The 14,971-nt window shown below is 73.9% G+C and carries 14 protein-coding genes; 4 read left to right on the top strand and 10 right to left on the bottom strand.

What is annotated here, in order from left to right:
* Positions 1-138 precede the first annotated feature (138 nt).
* Positions 139-1,344 carry a 4-hydroxyphenylpyruvate dioxygenase gene (gene hppD / locus ACI8AG_RS07420; protein WP_456596500.1) on the bottom strand — a complete coding sequence of 402 codons (1,206 nt, stop codon included), beginning with the start codon at positions 1,342-1,344 and terminating at the stop codon, positions 139-141.
* Between the two features lie 169 nt (positions 1,345-1,513).
* Here hppD and ACI8AG_RS07415 point away from each other — a divergent pair, with 169 nt between their 5' ends.
* A complete protein-coding gene (locus tag ACI8AG_RS07415; RefSeq protein ID WP_456596499.1) occupies positions 1,514-2,035 on the top strand; it encodes an Lrp/AsnC family transcriptional regulator in 522 nt (173 codons plus the stop codon).
* A 15-nt stretch (positions 2,036-2,050) separates the two neighbouring features.
* Positions 2,051-3,031: a DUF881 domain-containing protein gene (locus ACI8AG_RS07410; RefSeq protein ID WP_456596498.1), complete on the top strand. Its 981-nt coding sequence runs from the start codon at positions 2,051-2,053 to the stop codon at positions 3,029-3,031.
* Positions 3,032-3,038: 7 nt separating this feature from the next.
* Here ACI8AG_RS07410 and ACI8AG_RS07405 read toward each other — a convergent pair whose 3' ends face one another.
* From ACI8AG_RS07405 to ACI8AG_RS07385, 5 genes are all read right to left on the bottom strand, one after another.
* Positions 3,039-3,503, bottom strand: coding sequence for an SgcJ/EcaC family oxidoreductase (locus ACI8AG_RS07405; RefSeq protein WP_456590352.1), 465 nt, complete (start codon positions 3,501-3,503; stop codon positions 3,039-3,041).
* 255 nt (positions 3,504-3,758) lie between these two features.
* Complete coding sequence (locus ACI8AG_RS07400; protein WP_456596497.1) at positions 3,759-5,651, bottom strand: ABC transporter ATP-binding protein; 1,893 nt, start codon at positions 5,649-5,651, stop codon at positions 3,759-3,761.
* Between the two features lie 85 nt (positions 5,652-5,736).
* Positions 5,737-6,486 carry an enoyl-CoA hydratase/isomerase family protein gene (locus ACI8AG_RS07395; RefSeq protein WP_456596496.1) on the bottom strand — a complete coding sequence of 250 codons (750 nt, stop codon included), beginning with the start codon at positions 6,484-6,486 and terminating at the stop codon, positions 5,737-5,739.
* A 64-nt stretch (positions 6,487-6,550) separates the two neighbouring features.
* Entirely contained in the window at positions 6,551-6,781 is a 231-nt protein-coding gene (locus tag ACI8AG_RS07390; RefSeq protein WP_269193646.1) for a helix-turn-helix domain-containing protein, read from the bottom strand.
* A gap of 374 nt (positions 6,782-7,155) precedes the next feature.
* Entirely contained in the window at positions 7,156-8,757 is a 1,602-nt protein-coding gene (locus ACI8AG_RS07385) for an ABC-F family ATP-binding cassette domain-containing protein (RefSeq protein ID WP_456596495.1), read from the bottom strand.
* 178 nt (positions 8,758-8,935) lie between these two features.
* On the opposite strand from ACI8AG_RS07385, the gene ACI8AG_RS07380 reads away from it, so the two are divergent.
* Complete coding sequence (locus ACI8AG_RS07380; protein ID WP_456596494.1) at positions 8,936-9,991, top strand: S1C family serine protease; 1,056 nt, start codon at positions 8,936-8,938, stop codon at positions 9,989-9,991.
* Between the two features lie 65 nt (positions 9,992-10,056).
* Positions 10,057-11,910 carry an SCO7613 C-terminal domain-containing membrane protein gene (locus tag ACI8AG_RS07375; protein ID WP_456596493.1) on the top strand — a complete coding sequence of 618 codons (1,854 nt, stop codon included), beginning with the start codon at positions 10,057-10,059 and terminating at the stop codon, positions 11,908-11,910.
* Between the two features lie 67 nt (positions 11,911-11,977).
* On the opposite strand, the gene ACI8AG_RS07370 is transcribed toward ACI8AG_RS07375, so the two are convergent.
* From ACI8AG_RS07370 to sufC, 4 genes are read right to left on the bottom strand one after another with little or no spacing between them, the layout of a single operon-like run.
* Positions 11,978-12,382, bottom strand: coding sequence for a metal-sulfur cluster assembly factor (locus ACI8AG_RS07370; protein ID WP_269193641.1), 405 nt, complete (start codon positions 12,380-12,382; stop codon positions 11,978-11,980).
* On the bottom strand, positions 12,379-12,852 hold the full coding sequence (gene sufU, locus ACI8AG_RS07365; protein WP_456596492.1) for a Fe-S cluster assembly sulfur transfer protein SufU: 474 nt from the start codon (positions 12,850-12,852) through the stop codon (positions 12,379-12,381). The genes ACI8AG_RS07370 and sufU overlap by 4 nt, the downstream gene beginning before the upstream one ends.
* Positions 12,852-14,192, bottom strand: coding sequence for a cysteine desulfurase (locus ACI8AG_RS07360; RefSeq protein WP_456596491.1), 1,341 nt, complete (start codon positions 14,190-14,192; stop codon positions 12,852-12,854). The genes sufU and ACI8AG_RS07360 overlap by 1 nt, the downstream gene beginning before the upstream one ends.
* Complete coding sequence (sufC, locus tag ACI8AG_RS07355; protein ID WP_456590344.1) at positions 14,189-14,962, bottom strand: Fe-S cluster assembly ATPase SufC; 774 nt, start codon at positions 14,960-14,962, stop codon at positions 14,189-14,191. The genes ACI8AG_RS07360 and sufC overlap by 4 nt, the downstream gene beginning before the upstream one ends.
* Positions 14,963-14,971: the final 9 nt, after the last annotated feature.

Below are 14,971 nucleotides of genomic sequence, written 5' to 3'. Positions count from 1 at the left end.
CCCCCCCCCCCCCCCCCCCCCCCCCCCCCCCCCCCCCCCCCCCCCCCCCCCCCCCCCCCCCCCCCCCCCCCCCCCCCCCCCCCCCCCCCCCCCCCCCCCCCCCCCCCCCCCCCCCCCCCCCCCCCACGGCTCCGTTCCTCAGAAGTTGCCCCGCCGTTCCTGCTCGCGCTCGATCGCCTCGAAGAGCGCCTTGAAGTTGCCCTTGCCGAACCCGAGCGAGCCGTGCCGCTCGATGAGCTCGAAGAAGACCGTGGGCCGGTCACCGGTCGGCTTGGTGAAGATCTGCAGCAGGTAGCCGTCCTCGTCGCGGTCCACCAGGATGCCGCGCCGCTGCAGCTCCTCGATCGGCACCCGCACCGTCCCGATCCGCGCACGGAGCTCCGGATCCTCGTAGTAGGAGTCCGGCGTGGCCAGGAACTCCACACCCTCGGCGGTCATCGCGTCGACCGTGGCCAGGATGTCGTTGGTCGCCAGGGCGACGTGCTGCGCGCCAGGGCCCCGGTAGAACTCCAGGTACTCGTCGATCTGCGACTTCTTCCTCGCGATCGCCGGCTCGTTGAGCGGGAACTTGACCCGGTGGTTGCCGTTGGCGACCACCTTGCTCATCAGCGCGGAGTAGTCGGTCGCGATGTCGTCGCCGATGAACTCGGCCATGTTCGTGAACCCCATGACCCGGTTGTAGAAGTCCACCCACCGGTCCATCGCCCCGAGCTCGACGTTGCCGACGACGTGGTCGACGGCCTGGAACAGCCGCTTCGGCGCTCCGGGGCGCTTCACGAAGGACGACGTCCGCGCCACGTAACCGGGCAGGTAGGCCCCGGCGTAGCGGGACCGGTCGACCAGGGTGTGCCGGGTGTCGCCATAGGCCGCGAGGGACGCCAGGCGCACGGTGCCGTGCTCGTCGCTCACGTCGTGCGGCTCCTCGAGCACCGTGGCGCCCTGGGCCCGGGCGTGCGCGATGCAGCGGTCGACGTCGGGGACGGCGAGGGCGATGTCGACGATGCCGTCGCCGTGCAGACGGTGGTGGTCGGCCAGCGGGCTCGCCGGGTCGTAGGCCCCCTGGACGACGAACCGCGCGGCCCCCGAGGTGAGCACGAAGGCGTGGTGGTCCCGGTTCCCCGTCTCGGGGCCGGAGTAGGCGACCAGCTGCATGCCGAACGCCGACTGGAAGAAGTGCGCCGTCTGCACGGCGTTGCCCACGACCCACACCAGCCCGTCCCAGCCGGTGACCGGGAAGGGATCCCCGGAGGGGTCGTACTCCACCAGGCCGACCAGCTGCTGCAGCTGCGGCAGGTCCAGGCCTGCGAGCCGTTCCTCGTCGTTGAGCACCTGCTCGAGCGTCATCGCGCCTCCTCCTCGTCCGTTCGCGTGTCCCGTGTCCCGTGTCACACCACACCGACCCGGCCCTGCTGCGCAAGCAAGCACCCTGCGACTGCGCTGGCTGCTCGCTCGGACTGGCTCTAGGCACTTGCCGCTGTGCAGAATGCACAGCTGTCGACGCGAAGGAGGCACGATGAGCCGGCCCCGTGAACTGGACACCCTCGACGTCGCGCTGCTGGAGGCGCTGCACGACCACCCGCGCGCCGGGCTGCTGGAGATCGCCCGGGTCGTCGGCGTCGCGCGCGCCACGGCCACGGCGCGGTTACAGCGACTGGAAGCAGCGGGGGTGGTCACCGGTTTCGGCCCGGACGTGGACGTGGCCGCCGCCGGGTTCGGCGTGCAGGCCTTCGTGACCCTCGAGATCGCACAGGGGGCGCTCGACGCGGTGCACCGGGACCTCGAGGCGATCCCCGGGATCCTCGAGGCCCACGCCACCACCGGCAGCGGCGACGTGATCTGCCGCGTGGCCGCCGCCTCCCACGAGGCGCTGCAGGAGATCCTGGTGCAGCTGAACCGCTCGGCCTCGGTCGTCCGGTCGACCAGCGTGGTGGCGCTGACCTGCCTGGTGCCCTGGCGCACCCTCCCGCTGCTGCGCTCCGAGGCGGCGCCCGGGTCGGGGCGCTCGCCCAGCTACCGAGAGCCGGCCCGCGGCTGACCTACTGTGGGGCCGATGGACGGCGACGAACGGAGCGATGCGCCACCCGGGGCCGATCCCATCCCCGCACCTCCCACCCCTGCCGCGAACGAGGCCCGCGCCGAGGACGGCGCGGGTGCCGAGGACGAGGCCGGCGCCGAGCGCCGGACCGGACCCGAGGACCGGGCCGGCACCGAGGCCCGGCATCGCGTCGAGGACGGAGCGGGGGCCGGGGACAGCCCGGCACCGGAGGGGCATCCCGCCGCCGCGGCACCGCCCACCCCCGACGACGCGACCCCGCCGACCGGCGACGCCGGGGCGCGTTCCGGATCCACCTCGACCTCTACTGGAGATCCATCCCCGACGCGCTCGTGGAGCCGGCCGGTCGCCGTGGCGACCACCGCCGCCCTCGCCGTCGCACTCGGCTTCGCGCTCACCGTCCAGATCCGCAGCACGGCGGAGCCCGGCGACCAGGACGTGCGCCGGGAGGCCGACCTCGTGGTGATCCTGGACGAGCTCGACGCCCGGGAGGCGACGCTGCGCCAGCAGATCGCGGAGACGCGGCAGACCCTCGAGGACCTGGGCAGCGGGCAGGAGGAGTCCGGCAGCGCACTGGCGGAGGCGCGGTCACGGGCGGAGGCCATCGGCATCCTGGCGGGCACGCTCCCGGCGCGCGGCCCTGGGGTGCGGCTGACCATCCAGGACCCCGGCGGCGCGGTCCCGGCCTCGGTGATCCTCGGCGCCATCCAGGAGCTCCGCGGCGCCGGGGCGGAGGTGCTGCAGGTCGACGACGTGCGGGTCGTCGCGTCCAGCGCGGTGACCGGCTCCCCCGGCGCCCTGCGCATCGACGGGCAGCCGCTGAGCGCCCCCTACGACTTCCTCGCGATCGGCCCGCCGGCCGCGATGGACGTCGCCCTCTCGGTGTCCGGCGGGGTGATCGCCGACGTCGCCCGCGCGGGCGGCAAGGCGCGGGTGGACCAGGAGGATCTCGTCTCCGTGGACGCCACCGTCGACTGACCCGCGGTCACTGCGGGATGAGCAGGCCCCGCAGTTCGTCGGTCAGCGCCTCCCGCGCCTCGGGGTGCTGAGGCCACGCCGCCGGGGTGACCTGGAACAGCGAGATGCGCCAGCGGCCGCGCCCGTCGTCGACGGCGATCATGGTGTGGACGGCGTTCAGCTCCGGATCGAGGTCGCCGGCCCCCGCGGGGATCATGCCCGCGTGGGCGGTCAGCATCGCCACGCCCTCCCCGACCGGGCGGACCGAGCGGACGACCGCCACGTAGGCGGGCGTCTGCTGCGAGGTGAACACCTGCCGCAGGTCTGCCGCGATCGACAGCCGGCCCCGGTGGTGGCTGCCGTCGAACCCGATGATGTCGCCGTCGTCGGCGAACCCGGCCGCCACCGCCGCGCCGCTGCGCCGGTTCCAGCCGTCGATGAACTCCGCGTAGAGCGCCTGGATCTGGGCGTCCTGCGGGTGCGCTGCGGTCACGTCTCCTCCTCGCTGGCGTTCGTCGGCACGTCCCGACGCCTGCTGTGGTTCCGCGTGGCCGCGCCAGCCCGGCCACGTGTCCCGGGCTGCGGCCGCCTGGGACAGGAGTGACGCTAGTGGTCCGGGAGCCACTCCCGTTCGACGCTCGCCGCAGTGACCCGCCGTCAGATCGACCACCACCGGCACGCGCCCGAGCGCCTGCCACAGAGCGTGCACGGGCATGCGCGCAGAGCAATCGATCGCACCCGGATCCGGTCACCCGACGACGACGGACCGCGGCTCCTGCTGCGCGAACTGGGTGCGGTGCAGGTCGGCGTACCGGCCGTCGCGCGCCAGCAGCTCCTGGTGCGTGCCCGCCTCCACGATCCGCCCCTCGTCGACGACGAGGATCTGGTCGGCGCTGCGGATCGTCGACAGCCGGTGCGCGATGACCAGCGACGTCCGGCCGGCCAGCGCGGTGTCGAGGGCGTGCTGCACCGCGGCCTCGGACTCGCTGTCCAGGTGTGCGGTCGCCTCGTCGAGGATCACGATGCCGGGCGCCTTCAGCAGCACGCGGGCGATGGCCAGCCGCTGCTTCTCCCCGCCCGAGAGGCGGTAGCCGCGGTCACCGACCACCGTCTCCAGCCCTTGGGGCAGCGAGCGCACCAGGTCGGCGATGCGGGCCCCGGTGAGCGCCTCCCACAGCTGCTCGTCGGTGGCCTCCGGCCGGGCGTAGCGCAGGTTGGCGCCGATGGTGTCGTGGAACAGGTGCGCGTCCTGGCTGACGACGCCGATCGCGTCGCGCAGGGAGGAGAGCGTCGCCCGCCGCACGTCCACGCCGCCGACGCGGACGGTGCCACCGGTCGCGTCGTACAACCGCGGGACGAGGTGGGCGATCGTCGACTTCCCGGCCCCCGAGTGGCCGACCAGGGCGACCAGCTGGCCGGGGGCGACCCGGAAGGAGACGTCGTGGAGGACGTCGACCGGCCCCCCGTGCTCGGGCAGCGACACCTCCTCCAGCGACGGCAGCGAGACGTCGGCGCCGGCCGGGTAGCTGAAGGAGACGTGCTCGAACTCGATGGAGCGGTCCTCGGCCGGCACGGGCACGGCGTCGGGCGCCTCGCGGATCATCGGCGGGAGGTCGAGCACCTCGAAGACCCGGTCGAAGCTGACCATCGCGCTCATCACGTCGACCCGGACGTTGGCCAGCGCCGTCAGCGGCCCGTAGAGCCGGGACAGCAGCAGCGCCAGGGCGACGACCGCGCCGGGGCTCAGCGAGCCGGTGAACGCCAGCCAGCCGCCGAGGCCGTACACCAGCGCGGTCGCCAGGGCCGCCACGAGCGTCAGCGCGGTGAAGAAGGTGCGCCCGTACATGGCCGACAGGACGCCGATGTCGCGGACCCGGGCGGCCCGCCCGCGGAACGACTCGGCCTCGGCGGCGGGCCGGCCGAAGAGCTTCACCAGGAGCGCGCCGGCGACGTTGAAGCGCTCGGTCATCGTGGCGTTCATCGAGGCGTTGAGCGCGTAGGACTCCCGGGTGATCTCCTGCAGCCGGCGACCGATGCGGCGCGCGGGCAGGACGAACAGCGGCACCAGCGCCAGCGACAGCAGCGTGATCTGCCACGAGAGCGTCAGCATGACGCCCGCGGTGAGCACCAGCCCGATGACGTTGGAGACCACGCCCGACAGGGTCGAGGTGAACGCCTGCTGGGCGCCGACGACGTCGTTGTTCAGCCGGCTGACCAGCGCGCCGGTCTGCGTGCGGGTGAAGAAGGCGACCGGCATCCGCTGGACGTGCTCGAAGACCCGGCTGCGCAGGTCGTAGATGACGCCCTCGCCGATGCGCGCGGAGTACCAGCGCGTGCCCAGGGAGATGGCGGCGTCGACGACCGCCAGGCCGGCGATGACCAGCGCGATCCGGACGATGCCGCCCGCGGTGCCCTCGAGGTCGGCGATCCGGTTGACGATGTCGCCGGCCAGCAGCGGCGTGACGACGCCGATGACCGACGACCCGACCACCAGCAGCAGGAAGAGGGTCAGCTCGCGCCGGTAGGGCCGGGCGATGCCGATGATGCGCCGGACGGTCCCCTTCGGCAGCTGCCGGGCGGTGACCGAGGGGTCGCGCCTGAACGACCGCATGGCGGCCATCGACGTCATGGGGCTGCTCATGTCCACCGCACCTCCCGACGCCCGCCGGTCGCGCCCCGGCGGCTCCTGCAACCGGGACGCGACCGCGCTTGTTCCTGGAAGTCCGTCAGCGACCGCCGGCCAGATCGTGCAGTCGCTGTACCTGGGCGGCGCGCTCGGCGGCGTCCTGGCTGGCGAAGTCGTTGCGGACGGCGGACCGCACCAGCGCGGCCGTCGCCCGGCTGGCCCCGACGGGCGGGGCCACCAGGGCCGCGGTCAGGTCGGCGACCGCTGCGTCCAGCTCCACCCGCGGCACCACCACGGTCGCCAGGCCGATCGCCTGCGCCTCGGCGGCGCCCACGGCCCGGCCGGTCATGCACAGCTCCAGCGCGCGCGAGTAGCCGACGAGCTCCACCAGCGTGCTGGTACCGGTCAGGTCCGGGACGAGGCCGAGGGTCACCTCGGGCAACCGGAGCTGCGCGTCGTCGGTGAACACCCGCAGGTCGCAGGCGAGCGCGAGCTGGGCGCCGGCACCGATGGCGTGGCCCTGCACCGCGGCGACCGAGACGATCCCCGGCGAGCGGAGCCAGCGGAAGCCGGCCTGGTAGCACCGGATCCGCTCCTGCGCCTCCTCCACCGGCAACCGGACGAGCTCGCCGAGCCCCCCGCCGGTGGTCGAGCCGGTGTCGAACATGCTGCGGTCCAGGCCCGCCGAGAAGGCCCGTCCCGAGCCGCGCACGACGACGACGCGGACGTCCTCGTCGAGCGCGGCCCCGACGTCGGCCAGCCCCGACCAGGTCTCCGGCGTCTGCGCGTTCAGCTGGTCCGGGCGGTCCAGCGTGACCGTGAGGACGGCGCCCTCACGGCTCGTCCGCACCCAGCCGGGCGTGGCGGGGGAACTGGTGGGGTCTGGTGCTGTGCCTACTGGTTCGTTCGCGGGCTCACTCACTCTTCTTACTATTCCGGTTGGCCCCACCGCGGCTGCGCAGCGAGGCCCCGGACTCCGACAGCAGGCGGTGCACGAACCCGTAGGACCGGTTCGTCGAGGTGGCCAGCGACCGGATGCTCTCGCCCTCGTCGTAGCGCTTGCGCAGCTCGTCGGCGAGCGTCGACCGGTCCCCGCCGGTGATCCGCTTGCCCTTGCCGAGGTCGGACGTGCTGGTGTCGGCCATGGCTCCCCTCCGTGTCGGCCACCGGTCTCCCGGCGCCGGCAGTGCCGGCTCGCGCGGCGGCCCGTGTGTTGGCTGTCGCCGTGGTGCCGCCGTCCCGTCGACCACGGCTCCCGCCACCCCATGATCACCCACACCCCAGGTGTCGGCCAGGTGAACCTGTGTCGTCCCGAGCGGGGCCCGGAGGGTTCCCGAGGGACGGCGCGGACAGGGGCAGCCGGAGAGCGACGGCACCTGGTCGCGGTGCCAGCGGGAGCCGCCCCGCGAGGCGGCGCGAGGAGCGGGGGCCGGAGGTCGCCCGACGAGCGCCGGGGACTCGCGCGTCGCAGCGGGGGGACGGCGCGTGGCCGCGGTGTCGGCCGGAGGCCGACGATGTGCTACGCGAGCTCGACCAGGTCGGCGAAGTCCTCGCTCCAGGTGTCCTCGGTGCCGTCGGGCAGCAGGATCACCTTGTCGGGGTTCAGCGCCCGCACCGCGCCCTCGTCGTGGGTGACCAGCACGATCGCCCCGGCGTACGTGCGCAGCGCCTCGAGCACCTGCTCGCGGCTGGCCGGGTCGAGGTTGTTGGTCGGCTCGTCGAGCAGCAGCACGTTCGCGCCGGAGACGACGAGGGTCGCCATTGCCAGCCGGGTCCGCTCACCGCCGGAGAGCGTGCCGGTGCGCTGGTCGACCGTCTCCCCCGAGAACAGGAAGGCGCCGAGGATGCGGCGCAGCTCCGTGTCCGTGCTGTCCGGCGCCGCGGAGCGCATGTTCTCCAGCAGCGTCCGGTCCATGTCGAGGGTCTCGTGCTCCTGCGCGTAGTAACCGACGCGCAGCCCGTGCCCGGCCTTGACCTCGCCGGTGTCGGGCACCTCGGTGCCGGCCAGCATCCGCAGCAGCGTGGTCTTGCCCGCGCCGTTGAGCCCCAGCACGACCACGCGGGTTCCGCGGTCCACCGCCAGGTCGACGTCGGTGAAGATCTCCAGCGAGCCGTAGCTCTTGGACAGCCCCTCGGCGGTGAGCGGCGTCTTCCCGCACGCGGCCGGCGTCGGGAAGCGCAGCTTCGCGACCTTGTCCTGCACCCGCACGTCGGCCAGGCCGGCGGCGAGCCGCTCGGCGCGCTTGTCCATGCTCTTGGCGGCCTTGGCCTTCGTCGCCTTGGCGCGCATCTTGTCGGCCTGCGCGTTGAGGGTGTCGATCTTCCGCTCGGTGTTGGCCCGCTCCTGCTTGCGCCGGCGCTCGTCGGTCTCCCGCTGGGCAAGGTAGGGCTTCCAGCCGAGGTTGTAGACGTCGACGGTCGCCCGGTTGGCGTCCAGGTGCCACACCTTGTTGACGACGGCGTCGAGCAGCTCGACGTCGTGGCTGATGACGATCAGTCCACCCCGGTGGCTGGAGAGGAACCCCTTGAGCCAGGTGATCGAGTCGCCGTCGAGGTGGTTGGTGGGCTCGTCGAGCAGCAGCGTCTCGGCGTCGGAGAAGAGGATGCGGGCCAGCTCCACGCGCCGGCGCTGGCCACCGGAGAGGGTGCGCAGCGGCTGGGCCAGCACCCGGTCGGGCAGGCCCAGGTTGGTGCAGATGCGCGCCGCGTCGCTCTCCGCGGCGTAGCCCCCCAGGGCGGCGAACTGGTCCTCGAGGCGCCCGTACCGGCGGACGGCCTTGTCCTGCTCGGCGTCGTCGGCCGGCTCGGCCATCGCGACCTGCGCCTTCACCATCTGGTTGCGCAGCACGTCGAGCCCGCGGCCGGAGAGCACCCGGTCGCTGGCGGTGATATCGAGATCACCGCTGCGCGGGTCCTGCGGCAGGTAGCCGATCTCGCCGCTGACCTCGACCTTCCCGGCGTGCGGGAGGCGCTCACCGGCCAAGGTGGTCAGGGTGGTGGTCTTGCCCGCGCCGTTGCGCCCGACCAGGCCGATGCGGTCACCGGGCTGCACGCGCAGGTTGGCCTCGCTGATGAGGATGCGGGCGCCGGCGCGCAGCTCCAGGCCGGTCGTCGTGATCACTGCTCCCAGTGTAGGACCCCCGCGCAGCGGCCGGGCCTCGTCACGGCCCACTCCCGTCGGCTGCGGTGGTCGGGACCGGGACTTGCGCCTAGGTTCGGCAAAAGGGCTGCTGCACCCGCCCGCACCCGCACCCCGATCCGAGACAGGGCAGACGACAGCCCCTTCCGCAGGGACCGCCATGACCGCTACTCCCCCACGCCGCCCGCGCTCCCTGCCTGCGTTCCTGCTGGCGACGCTGCTCGCGCTGGCGGCCTGCACCGGTGACGGGGAGGACACGTCGACCGGCGCCGACCCGGGATCAGGGGGCGGCTCCGGGGCGGGGCCCAGCCTCACCGACGCCACCGGGGTCGTCGAGGCGCTGGAGGCCAGCGTGGTCACGATCCTCTCCGGCCCCGGTCTGGGGAGCGGCGTGGTCTACAGCGACGAGGGGCTGATCGTCACCAACGCCCACGTGGTGGCCGACCAGCAGGAGGTGGAGATCGCCTTCGCCGACGGCCGGCGCGGCCGGGCCACCGTGCTGGCCGCCGACCCGGTCTCCGACCTGGCGGTGCTGCGCGCCGACCGAGACGACCTGCCCGCCGCCACGTTCCAGGAGGAGCTGCCCGACCCAGGGGAACCGGCCGTGGCGATCGGCAGCCCGCTGGGCTTCGAGAACACGATTACCACGGGGGTGATCTCCGGCCTCCACCGCGACATCCCCGCCGGGACCAGCGCTGGCCAGCTGCCGCTGGTCGACCTGATCCAGACCGACGCGGCGATCAGCCCGGGGAGCAGCGGCGGGGCCCTGGCCAACGCCGACGGCGAGGTCGTCGGGATCAACGAGGCCTACCTGCCGCCCTCGACCGGTGCGGTGGCGCTCGGATTCGCCATCCCTGCCGCGACCGTCGTGGACGTGGTGGAGCAGCTGCTCGAGGACGGGACCGTGAGCCACGCCTTCGCCGGCCTGGTCCCGGTCACGCTCACCGAGCGGATCGCCGAGCAGCTCGGCACCCCGCGGACCAGCGGCGTGGTCGTCGCCGAGGTCGCCCCCGACGGGCCGGCGGCCGTGGCCGGGCTGAGCCCCGGGGACGTCCTCACCGAGGCGGACGGCGAACCCCTGCGCGGCGCCGAGGAGTTCGTCTCCGTCGTCCGGGCCCACGACCCCGGTGACACCCTGGAGCTGTCCGTGGTGCGTGGCGACGGCTCGACCGAGACGGTGTCCCTGACCCTGGCGGAGCGGCAGCCCGCGGGTTGACGGGCTGCCCGGCACGGGCACAGCTCCACGGTGGGACGGCACCCGGGCGGAGGGAGGAGGCGGCCATGACGCGGCCGGTCGGCACGTCCCCGCTCGCCTACCGCGCCCGCCCCCCGCAGGTGCTGCTGGGCGTCGGGGCGGTCCTCCTGGTGACCGCCGGCGCCGCGGTGGCCTCGGCCTCCGGCGGCTGGACGGTGCGCGGGCTGCTCCTGGCGCTCGCCGCGGCCGCCGCCGCCGGCTCGGTCCGCGCCGCCCGCGAGCGGCTGCGCAGCTCCGAGGAGAGCCTGGCGGCCACTGCCGCGGGATTGTCGCTGGCCGCCCTCGCACCCGCCGGCGGCGTCCTCGCGCCGTCCACCGCGGTCGGCGGGGGGCTGACCGCGGCGTTCCTGGCGCTGCGGTTCCTCGCCCCGTCCACGGCGGCCTGGCCGGTGGCGGCCTGGGCCACGCTGCAGCTGGCCGTGCTCGGGGCCCTCGGCGGCCTCGCCGACGGCCCGCGCACCGACGCCTGTCTCACCGTGGCGCTGGTGGGCCTGGGGACCGCCGCCGCCGCCCGTCCCGCCGTGGCGCGGATCGCGCTGGTCACCACCGCCCCGTGGTGGCTGTTCGGCGTCGTCGCCGGAACCACCGAGGTCTGGCACGCCGCCGGGACGCGGCAGTGGCTCACCGCCGCGCTCGTCGTCGGGGCCGCGGGCGGCCTGCTCCTCGCCCGGCTCCGCGCTCCGCTGGAGCGCCTCCTCGGACCGCCCCGGGCGGTTCCCGTCGTCGCCGGTGCGGTGGCCGGAGCGGCGGTCGCGGGTGCGTTCTCCTCGTGGGACGTCGTAGCCACCACGCTCACCGCCTACGGCGGGGTGGTCACCGCGAACCTCGCCGCATCCACGCTGCACGGCTGTCGGCGAGACCTGCTGCTGCCCGCGGCGGTGGCCGGTGGCGTCGTGACCGCGGTGCTGTGCGTGCTGCGCCTGGTGGCCGGGGAGGCGTGGGCGGCCCTGTCGGTCCTGCTGCTGCTGACCGCGCTGCCGACGGCGCTCGTCGCCGTCCGTCGCGGGGACGACCGCCCGGTCGCCCTGCCCACCACCGTCGGGTGCCTGGCCGGCTCGGTGCTGCTGGCCCTGCCGGCCGATGCGCTGACCGCGCCGGTGGCCGCCGTTCTGCTCACCGCCCTCTACGGGGTGGCGATGACGGTCGGCGCCGGGCTGGCGGCCGCTAGCCGCCGGCCCACGGTTCGGGTGGCCGCGGTGTGCGCGGGGGCGGCGGTGCTCGTGCCGCTGGCGGCCGGCGACCGGCCGGTCCTGGCCGCCCACCTGGCGGCCCAGGGGCTGTTCACCCTGTGGTGGGCCTGGCGGACCGGGCGGCGCCCGGAGCCGGTGCACCCCACTGCGGTGCCCGTGCCGGCCGGGACCGGGGGCACCTCGCCCACCGGGGACGATCCGCCGGCGCGCACGCTGGTGGCCTGGCGGGTCGGGGCCGGGCAGCTGGTCGCCGCGGTCTGGGTGGCCGCGGGTGCTGCGGACCTCTCCGCCGTGGAGTGGTACTCGCTGTCGGCGGCCGCCGGGTTGCTGCTGGCGGCGGGGCCGCGGCTGGCCCACGGCCGCTCGTGGCCGGCATGGGGCCCCGGCCTCCTGGTCGCCGTGGTGCCCTCGACGGCGATCGCCGTGGTCGCGCCGGACGGGTCGCGCGCGGTCGGGGTGCTCGTCGCCGCGGCAGCACTCATGGTCCTCGGCGCCCGCAGCGGGGTGCGCACGCCGCTGACCGTGGGCGCCGGCGCCGCGCTCGCCGTCGCGGTCGGCCTCGCGGTGCCGGCGCTGCCCTGGCCCCTGGGGGTGGCCCTCGCCGTGGGCAGCTTCCTGCTCGCGGTGGGATCCCAGAGCGAACGGCACCCCGTGCCGTTCTTCGCCACCCGTCTCACCGACCTCCGGTGACGAACGGGCGGCCCCTTCGCAGGGGCCCGCCCCGAGCGTGCGAGAGATGGGGGGCGAAGGGGTCCTTCTAGACCCGGAAACCCAAAGCGCGCAGCTGCTCGCGGCCGTCGTCGGTGATCTTGTCCGGGCCCCACGGCGGCATCCAGACCCAGTTGATCCGGATGTCGTCGACCAGGCCGGGGCCGGGGCCACCGGTGAGCGCCTGGCGCGCCTGGTCCTCGATGACGTCGGTCAGCGGGCAGGCCGCGCTGGTCAGCGTCATGTCGATGATCGCGACGCTGGAGTCACCGTTGCTGTCGTCGACGTCGAGCCCGTAGACGAGGCCGAGGTCGACGACGTTGACGCCGAGCTCGGGGTCGACGACGTCACGCATCGCCTCCTCGAGGTCCTCGAGCAGCGCCGACTTGTAGGCCGGCAGGTCGCCGGGCGCTCCGTCGGTCGCGGGTGTGGCGTTCTCGGTGGTCTCGCTCATGCCTGGCCTCCAGCCGGGGTCGTGGTCGCGGACGTCGCCCGCGCCGAGGCGTCCTTCAGGGCCATCCAGCTCATCAGCGCGCACTTGATCCGCGCCGGGTACTTGGAGACGCCGGCGAACGCGACGGCGTCCTCCAGCTCGTCCTCGAGCTTCTCGGCGACGGCCGGGTCGCCCTTGGCCTGCATCAGGGTCATGAAGTGCTCGCCGGTCTCCAGCGCCTCGGTCACGCGCTTGCCGACGACCAGGTCGTACATGGCCGAGACCGATGCCTGGCTGATCGAGCAGCCCATGCCCTCGTAGGACACGTCGGCGACCGTGTCGCCGTCGAGCCGCACGCGCAGGGTCACCTCGTCACCGCACGTCGGGTTGACGTGGTGGACCTCCGCGTCGAACGGGTCGCGCAGACCGCGCCCGTGCGGGTTCTTGTAGTGGTCCAGGATGATCTCCTGGTACATCGACTCCAGCTGCATCAGCTCGCTGCTCCCTCACTGTCTCCAGAGGGTGCAACACCGAAGAAGCGCTGTGCTTCCCGGATGCCGTCGGCGAGTGCGTCGATGTCGTCGTAGCCGGTGTGCACGTAGAACGTCGCGCGGGTGGTGGCCGGCACGCCGTAGCGCCGCACCACCGGCCAGGCGCAGTGGTGCCCCACCCGAACGGCGATGCCGAGGTCGTCGAGCACCTGGCCGACGTCGTGCGGGTGGACGCCCTCGACGGTGAAGGAGATCGCCCCGCCGCGGGCGACGGTGTCCGGCGGGCCGACCACCGTGACGCCGGGGATCTCGGCCAGCCTGGCCAGCGCGTAGCCGGTGAGCGCCTTCTCGTGCTCCTCGACCTTGTCCATCCCGAGCGCCTGCAGGTAGTCGACGGCGGCGCCGAGCCCGACCACCTGCGCGGTCATCGGCACGCCGGCCTCGAAGCGCTGCGGCGGCGGCATGAAGGTGCTGCCCTCCATCCGCACGACCTCGATCATCGAGCCACCGGTGAGGAAGGGGGGGAGCTTGTCGAGCACCTCGTAGCGGCCCCAGAGGACGCCGACGCCGGTGGGCCCGAGCATCTTGTGACCGGAGAACACCAGGAAGTCCGCGCCCAGCGTCTGCACGTCGACCGGCTGGTGCGGCACCGACTGGGCCCCGTCGACCAGCACCAGGGCGCCGACCTCGTGGGCCCGGGCGACGATCCCCTCGAGCGGGTTGATCGTGCCGAGGATGTTCGACTGCTGGGTGACGGCGACCAGCTTGGTGCGCTCGTTGACCACCGTGCCGAGGTCCGAGAGGTCCAGCCGGCCGTCGTCGGTCAGCCCGAGCCAGCGCAGGGTCGCCCCGGTGCGCTCGCACAGCTGCTGCCACGGGATGAGGTCGGCGTGGTGCTCCATCTCGGTGACCACGATCTCGTCGCCCTGGCCCACCGCGTACGTGCGGAACTCCGGCTCCTTCGCCGTCGCGGCGTTGGAGAGCGCGTAGGCCACCAGGTTGATCGCCTCGGTGGTGTTCCGGGTGAAGACGATCTCGTTCTCCGGCGCCCCGATGAAGGCGCCGATCTTCGCCCGGGCCTCCTCGTACGCGCCGGTGGCCTCCTCGGCGAGCTGGTGGGCCCCCCGGTGCGGCGCGGCGTTGACGTTCTCGTAGAACCAGCGCTCGGCGTCGAGCACCTGGCGCGGCTTCTGCGAGGTCGCCCCGGAGTCGAGGTAGACCAGCCGCTTCCCGTCGCGGACGGTGCGCGTCAGGATCGGGAAGTCCGCCCGGATCGCCTCGACGTCCAGCGGAAGAGGCGCCTGCTGCGCCCCTCCGGGACGCGAGACGAGCTGGGTCATGCGGATGCGACCTCCGGGGTGCCCTTGACGTAGGACGCGTAGCCCTCGTCCTCGAGCTTGGCGGCGAGCTCCGGGCCACCCTCGTCGACGACCTTGCCGGCGACGAAGACGTGCACGAAGTCGGGCTTGATGTACTTCAGGATGCGCGTGTAGTGCGTGATGAGCAGGACGCCGACGTCGCTGTCCTCGCGGCTGCGGTTGACGCCCTCGGAGACGACGCGCAGCGCGTCGACGTCGAGCCCGGAGTCGGTCTCGTCGAGGATCGCGATGGCGGGCTTGAGCAGCCGCATCTGCAGGATCTCGTGGCGCTTCTTCTCACCGCCGGAGAAGCCCTCGTTGACGTTGCGCTCGGCGAACGCCGGGTCCATCTCCAGGCCGGACATCTCGGTCTTGACGTCCTTGACCCAGGTGCGCAGCTTCGGCGCCTCGCCCTTGATGGCGGTGGCGGCGGTGCGCAGGAAGTTCGACACCGAGACGCCGGGGACCTCGACCGGGTACTGCATGGCGAGGAACAGGCCGGCGCGGGCGCGCTCGTCCACGCTCATCTCGAGGACGTCCTCGCCGTCGAGGGTGACGGTGCCCCCGGTGATCGTGTACTTGGGGTGGCCGGCGATCGAGTAGGCCAGGGTCGACTTGCCCGACCCGTTCGGGCCCATGATGGCGTGGGTCTCGCCCGAGCGGACGGTCAGGTCGACGCCGCGGAGGATCTCCTTGGCGTCGTCACCCTCGCCCACGCTGACGTGCAGGTCGCGGATCTCCAGGACGGACACTTCTCTTCT

This window comes from Blastococcus sp. SYSU DS0552, from assembly GCF_054050815.1.
Note: the sequence above shows the minus strand (reverse complement) of the source record. Positions and strands in the feature narration are given on the sequence as shown.

Excerpts from the sequence above, each read along its gene's own strand:
- hppD (WP_456596500.1), bottom strand. The coding sequence starts at position 1,344 with ATGACGCTCGAGCAGGTGCTCAACGACGAGGAACGGCTCGCAGGCCTG.
- ACI8AG_RS07415 (WP_456596499.1), top strand. The coding sequence starts at position 1,514 with ATGAGCCGGCCCCGTGAACTGGACACCCTCGACGTCGCGCTGCTGGAG.
- ACI8AG_RS07410 (WP_456596498.1), top strand. The coding sequence starts at position 2,051 with ATGGACGGCGACGAACGGAGCGATGCGCCACCCGGGGCCGATCCCATC.
- ACI8AG_RS07400 (WP_456596497.1), bottom strand. The coding sequence starts at position 5,651 with ATGAGCAGCCCCATGACGTCGATGGCCGCCATGCGGTCGTTCAGGCGC.
- ACI8AG_RS07390 (WP_269193646.1), bottom strand. The coding sequence starts at position 6,781 with ATGGCCGACACCAGCACGTCCGACCTCGGCAAGGGCAAGCGGATCACC.
- ACI8AG_RS07380 (WP_456596494.1), top strand. The coding sequence starts at position 8,936 with ATGACCGCTACTCCCCCACGCCGCCCGCGCTCCCTGCCTGCGTTCCTG.
- ACI8AG_RS07375 (WP_456596493.1), top strand. The coding sequence starts at position 10,057 with ATGACGCGGCCGGTCGGCACGTCCCCGCTCGCCTACCGCGCCCGCCCC.
- ACI8AG_RS07370 (WP_269193641.1), bottom strand. The coding sequence starts at position 12,382 with ATGAGCGAGACCACCGAGAACGCCACACCCGCGACCGACGGAGCGCCC.
- sufU (WP_456596492.1), bottom strand. The coding sequence starts at position 12,852 with ATGCAGCTGGAGTCGATGTACCAGGAGATCATCCTGGACCACTACAAG.
- ACI8AG_RS07360 (WP_456596491.1), bottom strand. The coding sequence starts at position 14,192 with ATGACCCAGCTCGTCTCGCGTCCCGGAGGGGCGCAGCAGGCGCCTCTT.